This window comes from Oleiphilus sp. HI0079 (assembly GCF_001635105.1).
Window position 1 is genome coordinate 1 of sequence record NZ_LWFT01000201.1, and the last position, 19,694, is coordinate 19,694.

The 19,694-nt window shown below is 47.3% G+C and carries 32 protein-coding genes; 31 read left to right on the forward strand and 1 reads right to left on the reverse strand.

Annotated elements, in window-relative coordinates; translation table 11 throughout:
• From rplD to rplQ, 26 genes are all read left to right on the forward strand, one after another.
• Positions 1 to 351 (forward strand): 50S ribosomal protein L4 (rplD, locus tag A3750_RS02855; RefSeq protein ID WP_156498340.1); only part of this gene is annotated, 351 nt, incomplete at its 5' end.
• The gene (gene rplW / locus A3750_RS02860; protein ID WP_068455773.1) at positions 348 to 641 is read left to right on the forward strand and encodes a 50S ribosomal protein L23; all 294 of its coding nucleotides are present in this window, start codon (positions 348 to 350) and stop codon (positions 639 to 641) included. The genes rplD and rplW, both read left to right, overlap by 4 nt.
• Positions 642 to 655: 14 nt before the next feature.
• Entirely contained in the window at positions 656 to 1,483 is an 828-nt protein-coding gene (gene rplB / locus A3750_RS02865) for a 50S ribosomal protein L2 (RefSeq protein WP_068455776.1), read from the forward strand.
• A gap of 19 nt (positions 1,484 to 1,502) precedes the next feature.
• Complete coding sequence (gene rpsS, locus A3750_RS02870; RefSeq protein ID WP_068455781.1) at positions 1,503 to 1,778, forward strand: 30S ribosomal protein S19; 276 nt, start codon at positions 1,503 to 1,505, stop codon at positions 1,776 to 1,778.
• A gap of 18 nt (positions 1,779 to 1,796) precedes the next feature.
• On the forward strand, positions 1,797 to 2,129 hold the full coding sequence (gene rplV, locus A3750_RS02875) for a 50S ribosomal protein L22 (RefSeq protein WP_068455783.1): 333 nt from the start codon (positions 1,797 to 1,799) through the stop codon (positions 2,127 to 2,129).
• 11 nt (positions 2,130 to 2,140) lie between these two features.
• The gene (gene rpsC, locus A3750_RS02880; RefSeq protein WP_068463835.1) at positions 2,141 to 2,824 is read left to right on the forward strand and encodes a 30S ribosomal protein S3; all 684 of its coding nucleotides are present in this window, start codon (positions 2,141 to 2,143) and stop codon (positions 2,822 to 2,824) included.
• 11 nt (positions 2,825 to 2,835) lie between these two features.
• Positions 2,836 to 3,249 (forward strand): 50S ribosomal protein L16, encoded by a 414-nt coding sequence (gene rplP / locus A3750_RS02885; protein WP_068451022.1) that lies wholly within the window; start codon positions 2,836 to 2,838, stop codon positions 3,247 to 3,249.
• Positions 3,249 to 3,440, forward strand: coding sequence for a 50S ribosomal protein L29 (rpmC, locus tag A3750_RS02890; RefSeq protein ID WP_068451019.1), 192 nt, complete (start codon positions 3,249 to 3,251; stop codon positions 3,438 to 3,440). The genes rplP and rpmC overlap by 1 nt, the downstream gene beginning before the upstream one ends.
• 2 nt (positions 3,441 to 3,442) lie before the next feature.
• Positions 3,443 to 3,712 (forward strand): 30S ribosomal protein S17, encoded by a 270-nt coding sequence (rpsQ, locus tag A3750_RS02895; protein ID WP_068451016.1) that lies wholly within the window; start codon positions 3,443 to 3,445, stop codon positions 3,710 to 3,712.
• 23 nt (positions 3,713 to 3,735) lie between these two features.
• Positions 3,736 to 4,104, forward strand: coding sequence for a 50S ribosomal protein L14 (gene rplN, locus A3750_RS02900; RefSeq protein WP_068451010.1), 369 nt, complete (start codon positions 3,736 to 3,738; stop codon positions 4,102 to 4,104).
• A 15-nt stretch (positions 4,105 to 4,119) separates the two neighbouring features.
• Entirely contained in the window at positions 4,120 to 4,437 is a 318-nt protein-coding gene (rplX, locus tag A3750_RS02905; RefSeq protein WP_068451007.1) for a 50S ribosomal protein L24, read from the forward strand.
• A 16-nt stretch (positions 4,438 to 4,453) separates the two neighbouring features.
• Positions 4,454 to 4,993, forward strand: a complete 540-nt coding sequence (gene rplE, locus A3750_RS02910; protein WP_068451003.1) for a 50S ribosomal protein L5 — start codon at positions 4,454 to 4,456, stop codon at positions 4,991 to 4,993.
• A gap of 12 nt (positions 4,994 to 5,005) precedes the next feature.
• Entirely contained in the window at positions 5,006 to 5,311 is a 306-nt protein-coding gene (gene rpsN / locus A3750_RS02915) for a 30S ribosomal protein S14 (RefSeq protein WP_068451000.1), read from the forward strand.
• A gap of 71 nt (positions 5,312 to 5,382) precedes the next feature.
• Positions 5,383 to 5,775 (forward strand): 30S ribosomal protein S8, encoded by a 393-nt coding sequence (gene rpsH, locus A3750_RS02920; RefSeq protein WP_068450997.1) that lies wholly within the window; start codon positions 5,383 to 5,385, stop codon positions 5,773 to 5,775.
• A gap of 11 nt (positions 5,776 to 5,786) precedes the next feature.
• Positions 5,787 to 6,320, forward strand: coding sequence for a 50S ribosomal protein L6 (gene rplF / locus A3750_RS02925; RefSeq protein WP_068450994.1), 534 nt, complete (start codon positions 5,787 to 5,789; stop codon positions 6,318 to 6,320).
• 8 nt (positions 6,321 to 6,328) lie between these two features.
• Complete coding sequence (gene rplR, locus A3750_RS02930; protein ID WP_068450990.1) at positions 6,329 to 6,679, forward strand: 50S ribosomal protein L18; 351 nt, start codon at positions 6,329 to 6,331, stop codon at positions 6,677 to 6,679.
• A gap of 12 nt (positions 6,680 to 6,691) precedes the next feature.
• Positions 6,692 to 7,192 carry a 30S ribosomal protein S5 gene (gene rpsE / locus A3750_RS02935; RefSeq protein ID WP_068450986.1) on the forward strand — a complete coding sequence of 167 codons (501 nt, stop codon included), beginning with the start codon at positions 6,692 to 6,694 and terminating at the stop codon, positions 7,190 to 7,192.
• A 4-nt stretch (positions 7,193 to 7,196) separates the two neighbouring features.
• Entirely contained in the window at positions 7,197 to 7,385 is a 189-nt protein-coding gene (gene rpmD / locus A3750_RS02940; protein ID WP_068450983.1) for a 50S ribosomal protein L30, read from the forward strand.
• 1 nt (position 7,386) lies between these two features.
• The gene (gene rplO, locus A3750_RS02945; protein WP_068450980.1) at positions 7,387 to 7,821 is read left to right on the forward strand and encodes a 50S ribosomal protein L15; all 435 of its coding nucleotides are present in this window, start codon (positions 7,387 to 7,389) and stop codon (positions 7,819 to 7,821) included.
• A gap of 6 nt (positions 7,822 to 7,827) precedes the next feature.
• A complete protein-coding gene (gene secY / locus A3750_RS02950) occupies positions 7,828 to 9,162 on the forward strand; it encodes a preprotein translocase subunit SecY (protein ID WP_068450977.1) in 1,335 nt (444 codons plus the stop codon).
• Positions 9,163 to 9,196: 34 nt separating this feature from the next.
• Positions 9,197 to 9,310, forward strand: a complete 114-nt coding sequence (gene rpmJ, locus A3750_RS24795) for a 50S ribosomal protein L36 (protein ID WP_082862969.1) — start codon at positions 9,197 to 9,199, stop codon at positions 9,308 to 9,310.
• A 140-nt stretch (positions 9,311 to 9,450) separates the two neighbouring features.
• Positions 9,451 to 9,807 carry a 30S ribosomal protein S13 gene (gene rpsM / locus A3750_RS02955; RefSeq protein WP_068450974.1) on the forward strand — a complete coding sequence of 119 codons (357 nt, stop codon included), beginning with the start codon at positions 9,451 to 9,453 and terminating at the stop codon, positions 9,805 to 9,807.
• 13 nt (positions 9,808 to 9,820) lie between these two features.
• Positions 9,821 to 10,210: a 30S ribosomal protein S11 gene (gene rpsK / locus A3750_RS02960; RefSeq protein WP_068457794.1), complete on the forward strand. Its 390-nt coding sequence runs from the start codon at positions 9,821 to 9,823 to the stop codon at positions 10,208 to 10,210.
• A 13-nt stretch (positions 10,211 to 10,223) separates the two neighbouring features.
• Positions 10,224 to 10,844 carry a 30S ribosomal protein S4 gene (gene rpsD, locus A3750_RS02965; protein WP_068457796.1) on the forward strand — a complete coding sequence of 207 codons (621 nt, stop codon included), beginning with the start codon at positions 10,224 to 10,226 and terminating at the stop codon, positions 10,842 to 10,844.
• A gap of 35 nt (positions 10,845 to 10,879) precedes the next feature.
• On the forward strand, positions 10,880 to 11,884 hold the full coding sequence (rpoA, locus tag A3750_RS02970; protein WP_068463832.1) for a DNA-directed RNA polymerase subunit alpha: 1,005 nt from the start codon (positions 10,880 to 10,882) through the stop codon (positions 11,882 to 11,884).
• Between the two features lie 35 nt (positions 11,885 to 11,919).
• Positions 11,920 to 12,309, forward strand: a complete 390-nt coding sequence (rplQ, locus tag A3750_RS02975; RefSeq protein WP_068456192.1) for a 50S ribosomal protein L17 — start codon at positions 11,920 to 11,922, stop codon at positions 12,307 to 12,309.
• Positions 12,310 to 12,411: 102 nt separating this feature from the next.
• On the opposite strand, the gene uvrA is transcribed toward rplQ, so the two are convergent.
• Entirely contained in the window at positions 12,412 to 15,237 is a 2,826-nt protein-coding gene (uvrA, locus tag A3750_RS02980; RefSeq protein WP_068456189.1) for an excinuclease ABC subunit UvrA, read from the reverse strand.
• Positions 15,238 to 15,425: 188 nt separating this feature from the next.
• Here uvrA and A3750_RS02985 point away from each other — a divergent pair, with 188 nt between their 5' ends.
• The 5 genes from A3750_RS02985 to A3750_RS03005 form a co-directional block, all read left to right on the forward strand.
• Positions 15,426 to 16,745, forward strand: coding sequence for an MFS transporter (locus A3750_RS02985; protein WP_255374859.1), 1,320 nt, complete (start codon positions 15,426 to 15,428; stop codon positions 16,743 to 16,745).
• Positions 16,746 to 16,893: 148 nt separating this feature from the next.
• Positions 16,894 to 17,463, forward strand: coding sequence for a single-stranded DNA-binding protein (gene ssb / locus A3750_RS02990; protein ID WP_068456183.1), 570 nt, complete (start codon positions 16,894 to 16,896; stop codon positions 17,461 to 17,463).
• A gap of 175 nt (positions 17,464 to 17,638) precedes the next feature.
• Complete coding sequence (locus A3750_RS02995; RefSeq protein WP_068456180.1) at positions 17,639 to 18,181, forward strand: porin family protein; 543 nt, start codon at positions 17,639 to 17,641, stop codon at positions 18,179 to 18,181.
• Between the two features lie 245 nt (positions 18,182 to 18,426).
• Positions 18,427 to 19,326, forward strand: coding sequence for a hypothetical protein (locus A3750_RS03000; RefSeq protein ID WP_082873182.1), 900 nt, complete (start codon positions 18,427 to 18,429; stop codon positions 19,324 to 19,326).
• On the forward strand, positions 19,326 to 19,694 hold a 369-nt coding region (locus A3750_RS03005), incomplete at its 3' end, for a hypothetical protein (RefSeq protein WP_156498341.1). The genes A3750_RS03000 and A3750_RS03005, both read left to right, overlap by 1 nt.

Here is a 19,694-nt window from a genome sequence, read left to right on the forward strand (position 1 = left end):
GCTAAGCCTCGTAGTTACGAGCAGAAAGTAAACCGTAAGATGTATCGCGCTGCGATGCAGGTAATTCTTTCCGAGCTTGTTCGTCAGGACCGTCTGGTTGTTGTTGAAGAGATGACAGCTGCTACTCCAAAAACTAAAGAGTTCGCTGCAAAGTTGGCAGCTCAAGGCTTGGAGAATGGAGCGCTAATAATTTCTGATGAAGTAGAGCAGAACTTATATCTTGCTTCGCGCAATCTACCAAAAGTAGAGGTTCGTGACGCGGCAAGTGTTGATCCTGTGAGCTTGGTTGGGCATGACAAGGTAGTAGTTACAGTCGCTGCTTTGAAGAAGATTGAGGAGATGTTGGGATGAACCAAGAGCGTATCTATAAGGTGCTACTAGGCCCTCACGTCTCTGAAAAGGCTTCAATGGCTGCAGAGCATAATCAAGTTTGTTTCAAGGTTGCTTCAGATGCGAGCAAGCCTGAAATCAAGAAGGCAGTAGAGCAGTTGTTCAATGTTAATGTTGAGCAGGTCCGTACTGTAAATATCAAGGGCAAGACTAAGCTAACTCGCAATGGTCTTGGCAAGCGTAAGGATATCCGTAAAGCGTATGTCACTCTGGCGGAAGGCCAGGACATCGACTTCATGGATGTTGAATAAGGTAGGAGATAGTTATGCCAGTCGTTAAAGCCAAACCGACTTCTGCCGGTCGCCGTCATGTAGTCAAGGTTACAAACCCTGATTTGCACAAAGGTCGACCTTACGCGCCGTTGGTAGAGAAAAAATCAAAGAATGGCGGTCGTAATAACAATGGTCGTATTACAACGCGTCATAAAGGTGGTGGTCATAAGCAGCACTACCGTCTAGTAGACTTCAAGCGCGGGAAGGACGGTATTCCTGCGGTTGTGGAGCGTTTGGAGTATGATCCAAATCGTTCTGCGCATATTGCTCTTCTTAAGTATGCAGATGGTGAGCGTCGCTACATCATCGCACCGAAAGGTCTTAAGGCGGGTGATGAAGTTCGCTCTGGTGAAGATGCTCCAATCAAGGTTGGTAGTACTCTGCCTATGCGTAACATTCCGGTAGGTAGTGTTATTCACTGCATAGAGATGAAGCCTGGTAAAGGCGCTCAGATTGCACGTAGTGCGGGAACATCTGCGCAACTGGTAGCTCGTGAAGGTGCTTATGCAACTCTTCGCTTGCGTTCTGGTGAAATGCGTAAGGTTTTGGCCGAATGTCGTGCAACCTTGGGTGAGGTTTCAAATAGTGAGCATAGCCTCCGTCAATTAGGTAAAGCGGGTGCATCACGTTGGCGCGGTGTTCGACCAACGGTGCGTGGTGTTGTTATGAACCCAGTTGACCATCCACATGGTGGTGGTGAAGGGCGAACCTCTGGTGGTCGTCACCCTGTTACTCCTTGGGGTGTACCTACTAAAGGTCATAAGACTCGCAAGAACAAACGCACTGACAAGATGATTGTACGTCGTCGGTCGGCTAAGTAATTAAAAAGAGGATTACGCTGTGCCACGTTCTTTAAAGAAAGGTCCATTTATTGACCTTCACTTGTTGAAGAAAGTTGAAACGGCTCTGGAAAAGGGCGACAAAAAACCAATTAAAACTTGGTCTCGTCGCTCGACAGTTTTTCCAGAGATGGTAGGTCTTACGATTGCAGTTCATAACGGGCGTCAACACGTTCCGGTTTTTGTAACTGAAGATATGGTAGGCCATAAATTGGGTGAATTCGCTGCTACGCGTACTTATCGTGGTCATGCTGCTGATAAGAAAGCTAAGCGTTAATTCTGAGGGGATTGAGAGATGGAAGTAGCTGCAAAGCATAGAGGTGCTCGAATTTCTGCTCAGAAGGCACGTTTGGTAGCAGATCAAATTCGAGGCAAGGGTGTAGAAGAAGCGCTGGAGACTTTGTCTTTTAGCACGAAGAAAGCTGCACAATTGATTAAGAAGGTGTTGGAGTCAGCGATTGCTAACGCTGAGCATAACGACGGTCTTGATGTTGATGATCTTAGCGTATCGACAGTTTTTGTTGATGAAGGTCCAACTATGAAGCGTATCCGTCCGCGTGCAAAAGGACGAGCTGATCGTATCTTTAAGCGCACCTGTCATATCACGGTCAAAGTGGCCGATAACTAGGAGATACTCAGATGGGTCAGAAAGTACATCCTAATGGTATCAGACTGGGTATTGTGAAAGACCACAACTCCGTTTGGTATGCAGAGAAAGGTGAATACGCGAACAATCTTCTAAACGACATTGAAGTTCGCGAGTTCTTAATGAAGCGCCTTGAAAAGGCGTCAGTCAGTAAGATCGCGATCGAGCGTCCTGCGCAAAATGCACGTATTACGATTCACACGGCACGTCCGGGGATTGTGATTGGTAAGAAAGGCGAAGATGTAGAGAAATTGCGTAACGAAGTTAGTCGAATGATGGGTGTGCCTGTGCACATCAATATCGAGGAAATTCGTAAGCCTGACTTGGATGCAAAATTGGTTGCGGCTAGCGTAGCTAACCAGTTGGAGCGTCGAGTCATGTTCCGTCGTGCGATGAAGCGCGCGGTTCAAAACGCCATGCGTCAAGGTGCCAAGGGTATCAAGATACAGGTTGGCGGTCGTCTTGGTGGTGCTGAAATCGCTCGTTCAGAGTGGTATCGAGAAGGTCGTGTGCCGTTGCACACACTTCGAGCAGACGTTGATTATGCTACGCATGAAGCGAGCACAACGTACGGCATCATTGGTGTAAAAGTATGGATCTTCAAGGGCGAGATTCTTGGCGGTATCGAACAGGTACGCGAAGAAAAGAATTCTGCTCGCAAGAAGTCTGCTAAGTAAGGGGCCGAGAGATGTTACAGCCAAAACGTACCAAATTTAGAAAAGTACAAAAGGGTCGTAATCGTGGCCTTGCTCAACGCGGTAGTAAAATCAGCTTCGGTGAGTACGGTTTGAAAGCGACTGGTCGTGGTCGTATCACGGCACGCCAAATTGAGGCGGCTCGTCGTACGATTACACGTAAAGTTAAGCGTGGCGGAAAGATCTGGATTCGAATTTTTCCTGACAAGCCGATTACGCAAAAGCCTTTGGAAGTTCGTCAAGGTAAGGGTAAAGGTAACGTTGAGTATTGGGTTTGCCAAATTCAACCGGGCCGAGTGCTATACGAGATTGAAGGTGTGTCAGAAGAATTGGCACGCGAAGCTTTCGCGCTAGCTGCTGCTAAGTTGCCTGTTCCAACAACCTTTGTTGAAAGGACGGTGATGTAATGAAAGCAAGTGAATTACGCGATAAGTCTGTTGAAGAGCTGAATACAGCGTTGGAAGAAGCATTAAAAGAGCAGTTTAACTTACGCCTTCGTAAGTCGACTGGTCAGCTCAACCAATCGCATCTTGTAGCTCAAAACCGAAAAGATATTGCTCGTATCAAAACAGTATTGACGCAGAAGGCAGGTGAGTGATTATGAGTGAAGTGGCAAATAACACAGCTCGTACCATCAGCGGTAAAGTCGTCAGCGACAAAATGGATAAGTCCATTACTGTATTGGTAGAGCGTCGTGTGAAGCATCCAATTTATGGTAAATACGTTAAGCGTTCTACCAAATTGCATGCTCATGATGAAAACAACGAGTGCAATATCGGCGACGTTGTAACTATTCAGGAGACTCGTCCGTTGTCTAAGACGAAGTCCTGGAAGCTAGTTACCGTTGTTGAGAAGGCAGCTAAAGTCTAACCCAGAGTGTTTGGAGAACTAAGATGATTCAGACGGAAAGTATGCTCGACGTAGCCGACAACAGCGGTGCGCGCCGAGTTCAGTGTATAAAAGTACTGGGTGGCTCTCATAGACGTTACGCACGAATCGGCGACGTAATTAAGGTCACCGTTAAGGAAGCGATTCCACGTGGTAAGGTTAAGAAAGGACAAGTATTGAACGCGGTTGTTGTGCGTACCCGTAAAGGCGTTCGTCGCCCTGACGGTTCGTTGATCAAGTTTGATGGTAATGCAGCAGTTCTTTTGAACGCGCAGAACGCACCAATCGGTACTCGTATTTTTGGCCCTGTAACTCGTGAGTTGCGCGGTGAGAAGTACATGAAAATTATCTCCCTAGCACCTGAAGTGCTTTAAGGATAGAGGCCCGTTATGAAAAAGATCAAACGTGACGATGAAGTGATTGTCATAGCAGGCAAGGACAATGGTAAGCGCGGTAAAGTGACGCGTGTGATGAAGGACGGTCGTTTGATCGTTTCTGGCATCAACATGGTCAAGCGCCACACAAAACCAAACCCAATGTTGGGAACGCCAGGCGGCATTGTTGAATCGGAAGCCCCGATTCAAGCTTCAAACGTAGCGATTTTTAATCCTACTACGAGCAAAGCCGATCGCGTTGGTTTCAAAGTCCTTGAAGATGGCAAAAAGGTACGTGTGTTTAAGTCGAACAACGAAGTTGTCGACCAATAAGTAAGCAGGTAGCGATATGGCACATATGAAAGAAGTTTATGCAAGCGAAGTCGTACCTGCATTGCAAAATGAGTTCAACTATAAGAGCTCTATGCAGGTACCTCGCATTGAAAAAATCACCTTAAACATGGGTGTTGGTGAAGCAATGGTAGACAAAAAGCTTCTTGAGAACGCGGTAGCGGATCTTGAGGCGTTGTCTGGTCAAAAGCCAGTCATCACGAAAGCGCGCAAGTCAGTTGCAGGCTTTAAAGTTCGTGAAGGCTATCCAATCGGTTGTAAAGTTACACTGCGCGGCGAGCGTATGTGGGAATTTTTCGAGCGTTTGGTTGGTATTGCTATTCCTCGTATCCGTGATTTCCGTGGTCTGAATTCGAAGTCTTTTGACGGTCGAGGCAACTACAGCATGGGTGTTAAAGAGCAGATCATTTTTCCAGAAATTGATTACGACAAGGTAGATAAGATCCGAGGCATGGATATCACGATTACTACGTCAGCTCAAACAGACGAGGAAGGTCGCGCGTTGCTACGTGCCTTTAACTTCCCATTTAAGAAATAAAGGTAAGAGCAAATGGCTAAGATCTCAATGAAGCAGCGCGAGCTTAAGCGCGAAAAAACAGTTGCTAAGTTCGCAGCTAAACGTGCGGAATTGAAAGCTATTATTGCAAGCCCAGCGACTTCTGAGGAAGATCGTTGGGAAGCGCAAAAGAAGCTTCAAAAACTTCCGCGCGACGCAAGCCCGAGTCGTCTCCGTAACCGTTGTCAGGTTACTGGTCGACCACATGGCGTTTACCGTAAATTCAAACTGTCTCGTATCAAACTACGTGAACAGGGAATGGCAGGAAACGTTCCAGGCTTGAAGAAAGCGAGCTGGTAAGCAATTTGATGTGTTGGTAAGCGTTACACCTTGGTAGCGCTGCACAACTAAAATGATCAGGAGAACATACGATGAGTATGCAAGATACGCTTGCGGATATGTTTACGCGCATCCGCAACGCACAAATGGCAGAGAAAGAAGTTGTTTCAATGCCATCATCTAAGATGAAAGTTTCAGTTTTAGAAGTACTGAAAAGCGAAGGCTTTATTGCTAGCTACTCGGTTGATGAAGGTGCTAAGCCTGAAGTTTCCGTAGAGCTAAGGTATTTCGAGGGCCGCCCCGTAATCGAAGAGATCAAGCGAGCAAGCCGTCCAGGTTTGCGTCAATACAAGGCGTCTGACGATTTGCCAAGTGTTCGCGGTGGTCTCGGTGTAGCGATAGTGTCTACATCTCAGGGCGTGATGACCGACCGTGCTGCGCGTCAAGCCGGTATCGGCGGCGAAGTTATCTGCACCGTATTCTAAGGGAGGTTTGCATGTCTAGGGTTGCTAGTAATCCAGTTGCGTTGCCTTCTGGTGTTGAAGTCAAGTTAGGCGAAGGCCAGCTTGAAGTGAAAGGAAGTAAAGGTTCGCTTTCGATGGAAGTGAATCCGGTTGTGGAAATCAACCAAGATGGTTCGACGCTAACGTTCGCTGCTAAGAACGGAAGTAAGTTTTCAAAAGCGATGTCCGGTACAACGCGAGCACTTGTGAATAACATGGTGACGGGCGTGACATCAGGCTTCCAGAAGAAACTTCAGCTTATTGGTGTTGGTTATCGGGTCCAGGTTCAGGGCCAGAAGCTAAACCTAAACCTTGGTTTTTCTCACCCAGTTGAATATGAACTGCCTAAAGATGTTAAAGCAGAGTCTCCATCACAGACAGAGATTGTACTGACGAGCATCGATAAGCAGCTTTTAGGTCAAGTGGCCGCTGACATTCGTGCATTCCGTCCGCCAGAGCCTTACAAAGGTAAAGGTGTTCGTTATGCTGATGAACATGTCAGACGTAAAGAAGCCAAGAAGAAATAGGTGAGACAATGAGCGAAAAGAAAGTTTCAAGAATTCGTAGAGCGAAAAAAAGCCGCTCTAAAATGAAGTCACTCGGTGAAACTCGTTTGACTATCCATCGTACGCCTCGCCACATCTATGCTCAGGTCATTGCACCCGAGGGAGATAAGGTTCTGGCATCTGCTTCGACTGTTGAAAAGGACCTTCGAGGTGCGAAAACAGGTAACTCGGAAGCGGCTACCAAAGTAGGTCAGTTAATTGCTGAGCGTGCGAAAACTGCAGGCATTACGCGTGTTGCGTTCGATCGTTCCGGTTTTCAATACCACGGTCGTGTAAAGGCTTTAGCCGACGCTGCTCGTGAAGCTGGTTTGGAATTCTAAGGAGTCATCACGATGAGTGTAGAAGAGCAAAAAGGGCCAGAGCTTCAGGAGCGTTTGGTTCAGGTAAACCGCGTCGCTAAAGTAGTTAAAGGCGGGCGTATTTTCGGTTTTACAGCGCTTACAGTAGTAGGCGACGGTGAGGGTCGGGTTGGTTTCGGTCGCGGCAAAGCGCGCGAAGTTCCAGTAGCAATTCAGAAAGCGATGGATGCTGCACGTAAAAACATGGTCGACGTGCCCCTTAAGGGTAATACACTTCAGTACCCAATCAATGCGCGCCATGGCGGGTCAAAAGTGTACATGCAGCCTGCATCGGAAGGTACCGGTGTAATCGCCGGTGGTGCAATGCGTGCTGTACTTGAAGTCGCTGGCGTTCAAAACGTATTGGCGAAATGCTACGGCTCTACAAACCCAGTGAATGTTGTTCGCGCAACGATCAATGGTTTGAAAGCAATGCAATCTCCTGAAAACGTTGCTGCTAAGCGCGGTAAGTCAGTAGAAGATATTACGGGATAAGATCATGGCAAAGGCAAAAACTATTAAAGTCACGCTTTTCCGTAGCCCGATTGGTCAATTGCCAAAGCACAGAGCTACTGTGACGGGACTAGGTTTGCGTAAAATTGGTCACACTGTTGAGCTTGAAGATACCCCTTCAGTTCGCGGTATGGTTAACAAAGTTAATTATATGGTCAGAATTGAGGGAGAGTGAGATGCGTCTTAATACTTTAAGTCCTGCTCCTGGTTCTAAGCCTTCGCGTCGCCGTGTAGGTCGTGGTATCGGTAGTGGTTTTGGTAAAACCGGTGGCCGCGGTCACAAAGGTTTGAAGGCTCGTTCTGGTGGTTCAGTTCCAGCTGGTTTCGAGGGAGGTCAGCAGCCATTGCAGCGCCGTTTGCCGAAATTCGGTTTTACGTCGCGCCAAGCGCAATATGTTGCAGAGATTCGCCTTAACGAACTTGAGTTAGTTGATGGTAACGTAGTTGATTTGGATGCACTTAAAAACGCGAACTTAGTTCGTCGTGATACCAAGTCTGCGAAGGTTATCTTGTCTGGCGAAATTAAGTCAGCTGTCACGACTCAAGGGTTGAGGGTGACTAAAGGTGCTAAGGCTGCTATTGAGGCAGCCGGTGGTAAGGTCGAGGAATAATAAGTAATGGCTAAATCTCCTGCGATGCAAGGCGGATTCGGGAAGGGACTTGATGAACTCAAGTCTCGGCTTTGGTTCGTATTCTTGGCAATTATCGTCTATCGAATAGGTGCACACATTCCGGTCCCCGGAATTAACCCTGAGCGATTGGCTGCGTTGTTTGAACAGAATCAAGGTACTATTTTGAGCCTGTTCAACATGTTCTCTGGCGGTGCGTTAGAGCGCATGAGTATCTTTGCTTTGGGGATTATGCCTTACATTTCGGCGTCTATTATCATGCAGTTGATGACTGCAGTGACACCGAGCCTCGAACAGTTGAAGAAAGAAGGTGAAGCGGGACGTAGAAAGATATCCCAGATGACGCGATACGGTACGGTTGCTTTGGCATTTGTGCAGGCGTCGGGTATGTCGGTGGGTCTCGCCTCGCAAGGCGTTACATTTACTGATGGCTTCAGCTTCTATTTCTTGGCTGTCACGACATTTGTTTGTGGTGCGGTGTTTTTGATGTGGTTGGGCGAGCAGATCACAGAGCGTGGTATTGGTAACGGTATTTCGCTGCTGATTTTTGCAGGGATTGTCGCTGGCTTGCCAAGCGCGTTTGGTCAGTCGTTCGAAGCGGCTCGACAGGGCGAGTTGAATATTTTAGCTCTGCTCTTGATCGGCGTGTTTGCGATCCTGACAGTGGGTTTTGTTGTTTTCATTGAGCGTGGTCAGCGTCGATTGACTGTTAACTATGCTAAACGACAGAATGCGCGAGGTGGTTACAGTCAACAGTCTAGTCATTTGCCTTTGAAGGTAAATATGGCTGGCGTTATCCCGCCTATTTTTGCTTCGAGCATTTTGTTGTTCCCTGCATCTTTAGGTCAGTGGTTTGGTCAAGGCGAAGGCATGGAGTGGCTTGCGGATATCTCGCAGGCATTAGGTCCGAGTCAGCCTTTATACATTATTCTGTTCGCAGCAGCGGTCGTATTCTTCTGCTTCTTCTATACAGCTTTGATGTATAACCCTCGTGAAGTTGCGGAGAACCTTAAGCGATCTGGTGCTTATTTGGCTGGCAACATTCGCCCGGGAGAACAAACTGCAAATTACATCGACAATGTACTTACACGTTTAACAATTTTCGGTGCCGCTTATATTACAGCAGTATCGTTACTGCCACAGTTTATGGTTGTTTGGTTCAATGTGCCGTTTTATTTCGGTGGAACCTCGCTTTTGATTGCGGTGGTTGTGGTGATGGACTTTATGGCACAGGTGCAATCGCATCTTATGTCACACCAATATGAGTCTGTCATGAAAAAATCGAACCTTAAAGGTTACGGTAGCGGCGGAATGCTGCGATAACCGATAGGTTTTAAGCAAATATTTGGAGCAGATAATGAAAGTTCGTGCTTCGGTAAAGAAAATTTGCCGTAACTGTAAAATTATTCGTCGAAATGGCTCGGTGAGAGTCATTTGTTCAGAACCTCGTCATAAGCAACGCCAGGGCTAAACCCCTAGTTGTAAAAGGCCGTATCATTGGCTTGATTTATTTTTGATCAGGCGCTATGATTCGCGGCCTTTTTAATGACGGTAACATCACGTGGTTGAGGGGCTCACCCGTAAACCATTGAATTAAGCGGAGTTAGATGAATGGCACGTATAGCCGGTGTCAACATACCTGATAATAAGCACGCAGTGATCTCACTGACGTACATATTTGGAGTAGGTAGAACGACAGCATACAAACTTTGCGACGCAACGGGCGTAACCCCAACCTCTCGAGTTAGCACGCTAACAGAAGAACAGTTGGATGCGCTTCGTGCCGAGGTCAGCAAGCTGACTGTTGAAGGTGACTTGCGCCGTGAAGTTCAGATGAACATTAAACGTTTGAAGGATCTTGGTTGCTTCCGTGGTCTTCGCCACCGCCACAGCTTGCCTGTGCGTGGTCAGCGTAGTAAGACCAACGCTCGCACTCGAAAGGGTCCTCGCAAACCAATTCGTAAATAAGTAGGAAACAGTAATGGCAAAGCCAGGTACACGTACCCGTAAAAAGGTGAAAAAGACTGTTGTTGATGGTATGGCTCATATCCATGCATCATTCAATAACACGATCGTGACCATTACAGACCGCCAAGGTAACGCTCTTTCATGGGCAACTGCAGGTGGTTCTGGATTCCGTGGATCACGTAAGAGCACACCTTTTGCTGCGCAGGTAGCAGCTGAAAGAGCCGGTAACGCGGCTGCTGAATACGGCCTCAAAAACCTAGAAGTTATGGTTAAAGGGCCTGGGCCAGGACGCGAGTCCGCTGTTCGAGCACTAAACGCTTGTGGTTACAAAATCACAAACATCACGGATGTAACGCCGATTCCACACAATGGCTGTCGTCCACCGAAAAAACGTCGCGTTTAGGGAGAACAGATAAATGGCTCGTTATATTGGACCAAAATGTAAACTGTCTCGTCGTGAAGGGACAGATCTGTTTTTAAAGAGCGGTGCTAAGGCTCTAGATTCAAAATGTAATCTTGAGACGGCACCAGGGATGCACGGCGCACGTCGTGGTCGCCTATCTGAGTATGGTACTCAGCTCCGTGAGAAACAGAAAGTTCGTCGTTTGTACGGCGTATTAGAGAAGCAGTTCCGTGGCTATTACAAAGAAGCAGCGCGCCGTAAAGGAGCGACTGGTGAGAACTTGCTTCAACTCTTAGAACAACGCCTCGATAATGTTGTATATCGTATGGGGTTTGGTTCGACTCGTGCAGAAGCGCGTCAGTTAGTATCGCATAAGTCGATCTTGGTTAATGACAATGTGGTAAACATTGCCTCTTATCAGGTCAAAGCAGGTGATACTGTATCTGTTCGCGAGAAAGCGAAAAATCAATTGCGTGTTAAAAGCGCAGTTGAGCTGGCGGGTAATCGCGCGCCGGTTGAGTGGGTCGAAGTTGATACAAATAAGCTAAGTGGAACATTTAAGTCTGCGCCTGAGCGTAGCGATCTGCCGGCTGATATCAACGAAAACCTAATCGTCGAGCTTTACTCTAAGTAAGCTTTGGATCTACAACATAACGTATAGGGGCGTATATGCAGCGTTCAGTAAATGAATTCTTGAATCCTCGAAATATTGAAGTTCAGGAGTTAAGTGCAACACACGCAAAAGTGGTTTTAGAGCCACTAGAAAGGGGTTTCGGCCACACTCTTGGGAGTGCTCTTCGCCGAATTTTGCTCTCTTCTATGCCTGGTTGTGCGGTAGTAGAAGCTGAGATCGACGGTGTACTGCACGAGTATAGTGCTATTGAAGGTGTTCAAGAGGATGTCATTGAGATTCTTTTGAACCTTAAAGGGCTAGCTATCGTCATGCACGCTAAGGATGAGGCGACTTTGGCGCTTACCAAGAAAGGGCCAGGCCCTGTGTTGGCGAGTGACATTCAAGTGGATCACGACGTTGAGGTTCTCAATCCGGACCACGTTATTTGTCATTTAAGCGATAACGGCGAAGTGAACATGAAGCTCAAGATTGCGCGTGGTCGTGGCTATGAGCCCGCTGATCAACGTGCGTTGGGTGAGGATGAGACTCGCGCGATTGGCCGACTTCAGCTAGATGCGTCATATAGCCCTGTAGCACGCGTAGCGTATTCTGTAGAAAACGCTCGTGTTGAGCAGCGCACCGACTTAGATAAGTTGGTTATTGATTTAGAGACAAACGGAACTATTGATCCTGAAGAATCGATCCGTCGTGCAGCGACCATTCTTCAGCAACAATTAGCGGTGTTTGTTGATTTTGATAACGAGAAAGAACCTGTACAAGAGGAAGAAGAGGAAGAAGTAGATCCGATTCTTCTACGTCCTGTGGATGACCTTGAACTTACGGTTCGTTCTGCGAACTGTTTGAAAGCAGAGAACATCTACTACATTGGTGATTTGATTCAGCGCACCGAAGTGGAACTGCTTAAAACACCTAATTTGGGTAAGAAGTCTCTTACTGAAATTAAGGATGTTCTAGCGTCTCGTGGTCTTTCTTTAGGTATGCGTCTTGAAAACTGGCCACCGGCTAGCTTGAAGGGCGATGATCGAGTGCTAGCTCATTAGGCTAGCCTCGACTTAGACAGGTAAGGAATTAAAAAATGCGTCATCGTAAAAGTGGTCGTAAACTCAACCGCAATAGCTCGCACCGAAAGGCGATGTTTAAAAACATGGCTGCATCTCTGGTCGAGCATGAGTTGATTAAAACGACTTTGCCAAAAGCAAAAGAGCTTCGTCGTGTAGCAGAGCCTTTGATTACTCTTGCTAAGAACGATTCAGTTGCAAATCGACGTCTTGCGTTCTCTCGAGTACGCAACGATGCGGTAGTAGCTAAGCTATTCGAAGAGCTTGGTCCACGTTACCAAGATCGTCCTGGCGGTTATATTCGTATCTTAAAATGCGGATATCGCGCCGGCGATGCTGCGCCTATGGCGTATGTAGAGTTGGTAGATCGTCCTATCGTCGATGAGATTGACGAAGACGAAGAGTAAGCTTGCTTCATAAAAAAACCGGCCTAGGCCGGTTTTTTTATTTTGCTTTATAGCACACAAGTTACTGTTTGATACCGGCTCGTTGAGCTCGGAAATCAATGATTAAAGTAAAGGTGCTAGAAATTGGCCGGTAAATGATCCTGAGACTTTTGCTACGTCTTCAGGAGATCCCTCGGCGATTATGTTTCCCCCTCTTGTTCCGCCCTCGGGACCCAAATCAATGACCCAGTCAGCCGTCTTGATAACATCAAGGTTATGTTCGATGACGACAATCGTATTCCCGTGGTCTCGCAGTCGATGGAGGACTGTAAGTAACTGCTGAATGTCGTAAAAATGTAGACCGGTAGTCGGTTCGTCAAGTATGTACAACGTCCGGCCGGTATCTCTTTTTGAAAGCTCCTTTGCTAGTTTGACTCGCTGAGCCTCTCCACCCGATAGTGTTACGGCGCTCTGCCCGAGTCGAATATATGACAAGCCGACGTCAATCAATGTTTGTAGCTTGCGAGCGATGAACGGGACTGCATCAAAAAAAGTTCGGGCGTCTTCAATGGTAAGGTTGAGTACCTCATTAATATTAAGACCCTTGTACTTGATGTCTAATGTTTCCCGGTTGTAACGCTTACCCTTGCAGACATCGCAGGGAACATAAATATCGGGCAAAAAATGCATTTCCACCTTAATCACACCGTCCCCTTGGCAGGCTTCACATCGACCGCCCTTGACGTTGAAGCTGAATCGACCAGGCTTGTACCCTCGTGCGCGCGCCTCCTGAGTGCCTGAGAACAACTCTCTTATCGGTGTAAATAGCCCTGTGTATGTAGCTGGATTTGAGCGTGGCGTTCGGCCAATAGGGCTTTGATCAATATCTATTACCTTGTCGAACAGGTCGAGTCCCTGAACCTCGCTATAATTGCATGCTTCTAGTGTCGTAGCTTTGTTGAGTTCAGTCGCGGCGAGTGGATAAAGGGTAGAATTGATTAATGTGGATTTTCCTGAGCCGGATACTCCGGTAATGCATGTGAACAAGCCACTAGGTATGCTCAGGTTTACATCGTTGAGGTTATTGCCGTTCGCGCCAAGTAGCTTTAACTGTTTTTCAGGCTGGGGGATGATTCGCTTGCTCGGTACTTCAATCTTTTTGCGGCCCGATAGGTAGGCGCCGGTAAGAGAGGCCTCATCGGCCATAACGTGTTCTGGTGTCCCCTCAGATACCACTTCGCCACCGTGAACACCGGCGCCTGGGCCGATGTCGATCACATGGTCAGCAAGTCGGATCGCATCCTCGTCATGTTCCACAACGATGACCGTATTGCCGAGGTCCTTTAAATGCGTCAATGTCTTCAATAGGCGCTCATTATCTCGCTGATGCAGGCCTATTGATGGTTCGTCCAGAATATACATTACCCCCACTAGACCCGCGCCGATCTGACTCGCAAGCCTTATTCGCTGAGCCTCTCCGCCAGAGAGCGTGTCTGCGCTACGGTCTAAGGTTAGATAGTCCAAGCCTACATTTACCAAGAACTCTAGACGCAAGCGAATCTCTTTTAAAATTTTGTCTGCGATCTCGCCGCGCTTCCCAGAGAGCTTTAGGCTTTCGTAGTAATTTAGAGCATCACCAATTGGCCGTGTAATCACTTGAGGGAGCGTTTTCTCATCAATGAACACGTTTCGAGAGCTCTCTTTGAGTCTTGAGCCATGGCAGGAAGGACAGGCCTGTGTCGCTAGATAATTAGATAGTTCTTCTCTAACCATTTGCGATTCTGTTTCTCGGTACCGCCGGTCCATATTCGGAATGACACCCTCAAATGCATGCTCTCGTTGCATGGTGTCGCCGCGGGAATTTACATAGTTAAAAGCGATCTCTTCCTTGCCGCTGCCGTGTAAGATGATCTGCTGAATGTTTTCGGGAATTTCACCGAATGGCGTGTCTATATCAACCGAATAGTGCTGCAAAACGCTGCTAAGTAACTGAAAGTAATAGATAGTTCGGCGGTCCCATCCCTTAATCGCGCCTTCAGCAATGGTTAGTTCGGGGGCGCGAACGACACGATCCGGATCAAAGAACTGTTTGACGCCCAGACCGTCACACGTCTGGCAAGCTCCGGAGGGGTTATTAAATGAGAACATCCGTGGCTCAAGCTCGCTTATTGAATAGCCGCAGACCGGACAAGCGAACCGGGATGAGAAAACCATTTCTTCTTTGTTGGAGTCTTCGTCCATATAGGCAACGACTGCGATGCCATCGGTAAGCTCTAAGCAAGTCTCAAAAGACTCAGCAATTCGCTGCTTGATGTCGCGCCGAACCTTAAATCGGTCAACGACAACCTCGATGGTGTGCTTCTTATTCTTGTCTAGCTTCGGTGTGTCGTCCAGGTCGACTACAATTCCGTTGATTCGAGCGCGGATGAAACCTTGCGTCTGTAACTCTTGAAATGTATGTAAGTGCTCGCCTTTTCGGTTTTGGATAACTGGGGCAAGCATCATTAGCTTTGAGCCCTCTGGTTGCTCACAAACTTTGTCGACCATTTGGCTGACCGTTTGGGCATCCAAGGGTAGGTTGTGTGTGGGGCATCTTGGCTCGCCGGCGCGGGCATATAAAAGGCGAAGGTAGTCGTATATCTCTGTAATCGTCCCCACTGTCGAACGTGGATTATGGGATGTCGATTTTTGCTCAATTGAAATTGCGGGTGAAAGGCCTTCGATATGGTCCACCTCGGGCTTATCCATCATCGATAAAAATTGCCGTGCATAAGTCGACAGCGATTCGACATAGCGCCGTTGGCCTTCGGCATATAATGTATCAAACGCAAGGGATGACTTTCCTGAGCCAGAGAGCCCTGTAATGACAATTAGTTTGTCTCTTGGGATTTCTAGGTCAATGTTTTTGAGATTGTGGGTGCGAGCACCCCTTACGGTGATGTTTTCCATACTTCTACTTTGTAGCGCCGAAACCAACCATTATAGCCTTGAAAGCCGTCTTCGGTTCAGTAATAAAATAGTTTTTCTGCATGTCATCCTAATATCGCTTTAGTGCTAGAATACGCGCCGTTTTGTCTGTTTAACTCCAGTTCTATTCTATGATCGCTAGTGAACGTAAATCAGTACTGTCTTTGGCAATGCTCTATGCCACAAGAATGTTGGGCCTTTTTATGGTCCTTCCAGTTTTCGTGCTTTATGGCAGTGAGTTCGAAGGCTCCACGCCGGCGCTGATCGGTTTGGCCATTGGTGCCTATGGTCTAAGCCAAGCTTTACTGCAGATACCGTTTGGCGCCTTATCCGACCGCTATGGCCGAAAAGTCATGCTCTACATCGGCTTGGTTATTTTCTTCATTGGAAGTGTCGTGTCGGCGTCAAGTGATACGATTTATGGGGTCATTGCGGGTCGCTTTATCCAAGGGGCAGGTGCGATCGCGGCCGTGATTATGGCACTACTAAGTGATTTGACCAGTGTAGAAAGTCGCACCAAGGCAATGGCTTTGGTGGGGATGTCGATAGGCGTTAGCTTTACGTTGGCGTTAATTCTTGGTCCGCTAGTCGCTGACTTGGGGGGGCTGAGGGCCATTTTTTGGCTTACGGCGGCGTTAGCGCTGAGTGCTTTGCTTTGGTCGTTCGTTGCGATACCGAATCCTACGGTGAAGACGAAGCATCGGGATAATCGTGTTTTTAAGGATCAGATCCGAGATGTACTAAGAGACTCTGAGCTTTTGCGATTGGATTTCGGAATTTTTGTTTTGCACTTTGTTCTCACTGCGATGTTCATTGCGATTCCGGTTTCTTTGGTCAATTCGGCCGGCTTGCCATCGCAAGATCATTGGTGGCTATATTTACTGGTTCTAGTAGGCTCTTTCTTCTGTATGGTGCCATTGATTATCGTCGGTGAGAAACACCATAAAATGAAGATGATCTTTTGTCTCGCCATTCTCTTGGTTTTGTCGTCGGCTGCAGCGATGCCGTTGGCGCATTCGCAGTTGGGGTGGTTTGTAGTTGCTCTGTTTATCTTTTTTATGGGGTTCAACCTACTTGAGGCCAGTTTGCCCTCTCTGGTCAGCAAAATTAGTCCGGCCGGCAATAAGGGGACGGCCATGGGCGTATACTCAACGGGTCAATTTGTCGGTGCATTTCTAGGTGGTGTAGTAGGCGGTATGCTGCTTGATTTATACACAGAGACGGCCGTATATATGTTTTCTGTTTGCTTGGTCTCACTTTGGTTGTTGGTCGCGCTAACGATGGAAAACCCGAAACACCAAAAAACCATGACTGTTTTTTTTCGAGAGAATCTAGATTCATCTGAAGTCAGTTCGCTGAGCGATGAGCTTGTCAGACTTGAAGGGGTAGAAGATGCCGTTGTCGTTTCAGATGGCGTTGCCTACTTAAAAGTACTGTCAACGAAGTTGGACGACAACGCTCTAGAGCGCTTGAAGCAGCAATACTCTTAGCGCTTATTTCTTCCTTGTTTAGTAGTGAAATCTCTGCTGATTGAATAGAAAAAAAACAGTACTCGTGAGACAATGCTTGCCACTATTTAATGAATTGAATTTTAATCCTATACGCGAAGGAATGCGTTAATTTAGAAAGGGGAAAACGATGGCCAGAGGCATCAACAAAGTAATTTTGATCGGTAACCTGGGTCAGGATCCGGATGCGCGTTTTACGGCTCAGGGCTCGACGGTCACCAACCTTAACCTAGCGACAGACGAGAGCTACAAAGATAAGCAAACAGGTCAGATGGTTCCTAAAACAGAGTGGCACCGCGTTGTTCTGTTTAATCGCTTAGCAGAGATAGCGAAAGACTACTTGCGAAAAGGCTCTAAAGTTTACATCGAAGGTCGTCTTCAAACGCGCAAGTGGCAGGACCAGCAAGGTCAGGATCGCTACACAACAGAAATTGTTGCCAACGAATTGCAAATGCTCGATTCGAAGGGCGCAGGCATGGATCATGGCGCCCAATCGGGTGGCTACAATCAAGCTCCGCAGCAAGGTGGCGCGCCGAAGCAGCAAAGCTATGCTCCGCAGCCTAATCAAGCTCCGCAATCTCAGGCGGGGCAAAACTACGCTCCTCAGCAAGGTGGATACAACCAAGCTCCACCGCAATCAGCGCCTGCACCGGCCCCCGCGCCGGCGATGGATAATTTTGATGACGATATTCCGTTCTAGCTGATGATTTAACTCTCTGATTGTTTTTAAGGCTCCTTTTTAGGGGCCTTTTTACATTTGAGGGTCTGATTATGAGTTAGCCAGCATGCTGTCTGTCGCGAGTGGTTGGCCAATGTCTATGTTTGAGCGTTGAACATGATGTAGTATTAATTGAATCAGCGTTGAGGAGAAAGTTATGTCTTTGAGAAGTATTGGTGGAATAACCGCTAAGCCCATTCTTTTATTGTTATTTTCTATTGTTGTGTCGCCCTTAGTCGCTGCCGATAGCACGCACGGGAAGCGCTATGTTGGCCTTAACTTTGGTTTTTATGAGCAAGCGTTTTCAGACTCATCTCAATCTGCCTCTATGACCACAGTTGATGGACGAATGGGAGGTTATATTAACGATAATGCCGCCGTTGAGGTGCGTCTAGGGGCGGGCATACTAGGTGATGAGATTGGAGCGCGCGACGTTGATTTGAATTATCAATTAGGTGCCTATACCCGCATTGGCGCATTGTTCGACAATATTTATCCTTATGTGCTTGCAGGCTTTACTCGAGCAGAAGTTGGTTTATCTAACCCAGATACAGATGATGCAGAGACCGATATTTCGTATGGCGTCGGTGTTGATATGAATGTCAGTAATCTGACTGTTAATATTGAATACGCGCAGCTTGTTGATAACGGGAATGTGGATCTTGGTGGATTTGCTCTCGGATTTACTAGCAGTTTCTAGGGTGGTTAAACAAACTGCACTTCTGCGATCTTAATTGAAACCGAACAATGGAAGGTCTGGAGAAATCGTTCTTTGGGCCTTTTTGGTGTGAGTCGCTCGATTCGATACCTAAGCTTTGATGTCCTGTCTAAATGATTGCTAATTATTAATATAGATAATTGCAATTATCTTTTTGCACACAATAACTTACTACCCTATCCTAAAGTGTAATATGAACTATGTGTTTTAGGTGACGGTAGAGTAAATTGTTTCCATTTTTGAAGTCAAAAGGTCCGCCAGGTGTTGTCGGTCTTGAAGTTCGGCCAGACGGCCTTGGCATCGCTATTTCCAGAGGTAGTGGCGATTTAATGTACGCGTTTGAGGCGTGCAATGCGGCAGAACGTGTTGCAAAACTGAGGAGCATTGTCGACGAGCAGGGCTTGGAGAAAATGGCCTGCCGCGTGGTTCTACCGTTCGATCAATATAAAACTTATTCTATCGACAAGCCTCAGGTTGAAGACAGTGAGGTGCCTGATGCCGCCCGTTGGCGCGTTAAAGATATGCTCGATTTCGATCTCGATGATGCGATAACCGATGTGTATGAGTTCCCTGTTGATGCTCTGCGAGGACGGACAGCTCAAGTTAACGTAGTTATTTGTCGTCGCACAATTATCCAAGGACTAGTCAGCTTGGTGAATGATTCAGGGATGGCGCTAGAGAGCATTGATATTGCTGAGCTGTGTTTGAGAAATGTGGCGGTTACGCAAGTGTCAGACCCAGAAAGGCCAGTCGCTATGTTGTATCTCCGGCGAGGCGCAGGGATTATGGTATTCGTCAAAGATCATAGCCTTTATTTGGCGCGACATTTTGACTTCTCTACAGAAGCTTTGAACGAGCCTTCTCAGCAAGAGCAAGTGATTCAACAACTTGCTCTCGAAGTACAACGCTCTTTTGATTACTTTGAAAGTCAGTTAGGACAGCGCCCCCCTGGCGAGCTAATACTTTTTGGCCCTGACCCAAGTACACCTTTGGCGAATATGCTTGGTGGAAGCATTACCGCAAAAGTGATCGGCCTAGATTTAAATCCCCTGAATATGGAAAACGACTTAGAAGCGATTAATGCGCTCGTGTCCGTTGGCGCAATGTATCGAGGGGAGCGTGACTAATGCAGCAAGTTAACCTCTATACCGAAGAGTTTCGCCCACGAATTGTCATTCTTCCGTTAATGCAGATGGCGGTGCTCTACGGGGTGCTGTTGAGCATACTCATTTTAATTTCAGTTTGGCTTAGTTTTGAACAGGCTGATCTGGACGCGCAGCTTGAGAATACGCGACAGAGTCTTAGTATCCAACGAGACGCGAAAACGTCTCTAGAGGCCAAGGTTGCGATGTTGCGGCTGGATGACGCCCTGCTCAGGCAAAACAAACGGCTTAAACAACAGATTCAAGCCCGCAAAGCACTTTTAGAAACACTCGACTCGGTATCGGTACGTGATACTCAAGGTTTTTCATCGTACATGGTCGGTTTGGCGCGT

Bases quoted from the DNA above. Each gene is read 5' to 3' on its own strand.
- rpsN (WP_068451000.1), top strand. From the start codon at position 5,006: ATGGCTAAGATCTCAATGAAGCAGCGCGAGCTTAAGCGCGAAAAAACA.
- rpsK (WP_068457794.1), top strand. From the start codon at position 9,821: ATGGCAAAGCCAGGTACACGTACCCGTAAAAAGGTGAAAAAGACTGTT.
- rpsH (WP_068450997.1), top strand. From the start codon at position 5,383: ATGAGTATGCAAGATACGCTTGCGGATATGTTTACGCGCATCCGCAAC.
- rplV (WP_068455783.1), top strand. From the start codon at position 1,797: ATGGAAGTAGCTGCAAAGCATAGAGGTGCTCGAATTTCTGCTCAGAAG.
- A3750_RS02985 (WP_255374859.1), top strand. From the start codon at position 15,426: ATGCTCTATGCCACAAGAATGTTGGGCCTTTTTATGGTCCTTCCAGTT.
- rplP (WP_068451022.1), top strand. From the start codon at position 2,836: ATGTTACAGCCAAAACGTACCAAATTTAGAAAAGTACAAAAGGGTCGT.
- rpsC (WP_068463835.1), top strand. From the start codon at position 2,141: ATGGGTCAGAAAGTACATCCTAATGGTATCAGACTGGGTATTGTGAAA.
- rplE (WP_068451003.1), top strand. From the start codon at position 4,454: ATGGCACATATGAAAGAAGTTTATGCAAGCGAAGTCGTACCTGCATTG.
- rpsM (WP_068450974.1), top strand. From the start codon at position 9,451: ATGGCACGTATAGCCGGTGTCAACATACCTGATAATAAGCACGCAGTG.
- rplW (WP_068455773.1), top strand. From the start codon at position 348: ATGAACCAAGAGCGTATCTATAAGGTGCTACTAGGCCCTCACGTCTCT.
- rplQ (WP_068456192.1), top strand. From the start codon at position 11,920: ATGCGTCATCGTAAAAGTGGTCGTAAACTCAACCGCAATAGCTCGCAC.
- rpoA (WP_068463832.1), top strand. From the start codon at position 10,880: ATGCAGCGTTCAGTAAATGAATTCTTGAATCCTCGAAATATTGAAGTT.
- rplO (WP_068450980.1), top strand. From the start codon at position 7,387: ATGCGTCTTAATACTTTAAGTCCTGCTCCTGGTTCTAAGCCTTCGCGT.
- uvrA (WP_068456189.1), bottom strand. From the start codon at position 15,237: ATGGAAAACATCACCGTAAGGGGTGCTCGCACCCACAATCTCAAAAAC.
- rplX (WP_068451007.1), top strand. From the start codon at position 4,120: ATGAAAAAGATCAAACGTGACGATGAAGTGATTGTCATAGCAGGCAAG.
- rpsE (WP_068450986.1), top strand. From the start codon at position 6,692: ATGAGTGTAGAAGAGCAAAAAGGGCCAGAGCTTCAGGAGCGTTTGGTT.
- rpsD (WP_068457796.1), top strand. From the start codon at position 10,224: ATGGCTCGTTATATTGGACCAAAATGTAAACTGTCTCGTCGTGAAGGG.
- rpmD (WP_068450983.1), top strand. From the start codon at position 7,197: ATGGCAAAGGCAAAAACTATTAAAGTCACGCTTTTCCGTAGCCCGATT.
- rplF (WP_068450994.1), top strand. From the start codon at position 5,787: ATGTCTAGGGTTGCTAGTAATCCAGTTGCGTTGCCTTCTGGTGTTGAA.
- ssb (WP_068456183.1), top strand. From the start codon at position 16,894: ATGGCCAGAGGCATCAACAAAGTAATTTTGATCGGTAACCTGGGTCAG.
- rpsQ (WP_068451016.1), top strand. From the start codon at position 3,443: ATGAGTGAAGTGGCAAATAACACAGCTCGTACCATCAGCGGTAAAGTC.
- rpmC (WP_068451019.1), top strand. From the start codon at position 3,249: ATGAAAGCAAGTGAATTACGCGATAAGTCTGTTGAAGAGCTGAATACA.
- rplN (WP_068451010.1), top strand. From the start codon at position 3,736: ATGATTCAGACGGAAAGTATGCTCGACGTAGCCGACAACAGCGGTGCG.
- secY (WP_068450977.1), top strand. From the start codon at position 7,828: ATGGCTAAATCTCCTGCGATGCAAGGCGGATTCGGGAAGGGACTTGAT.
- A3750_RS02995 (WP_068456180.1), top strand. From the start codon at position 17,639: ATGTCTTTGAGAAGTATTGGTGGAATAACCGCTAAGCCCATTCTTTTA.
- rplB (WP_068455776.1), top strand. From the start codon at position 656: ATGCCAGTCGTTAAAGCCAAACCGACTTCTGCCGGTCGCCGTCATGTA.
- rplR (WP_068450990.1), top strand. From the start codon at position 6,329: ATGAGCGAAAAGAAAGTTTCAAGAATTCGTAGAGCGAAAAAAAGCCGC.
- rpmJ (WP_082862969.1), top strand. From the start codon at position 9,197: ATGAAAGTTCGTGCTTCGGTAAAGAAAATTTGCCGTAACTGTAAAATT.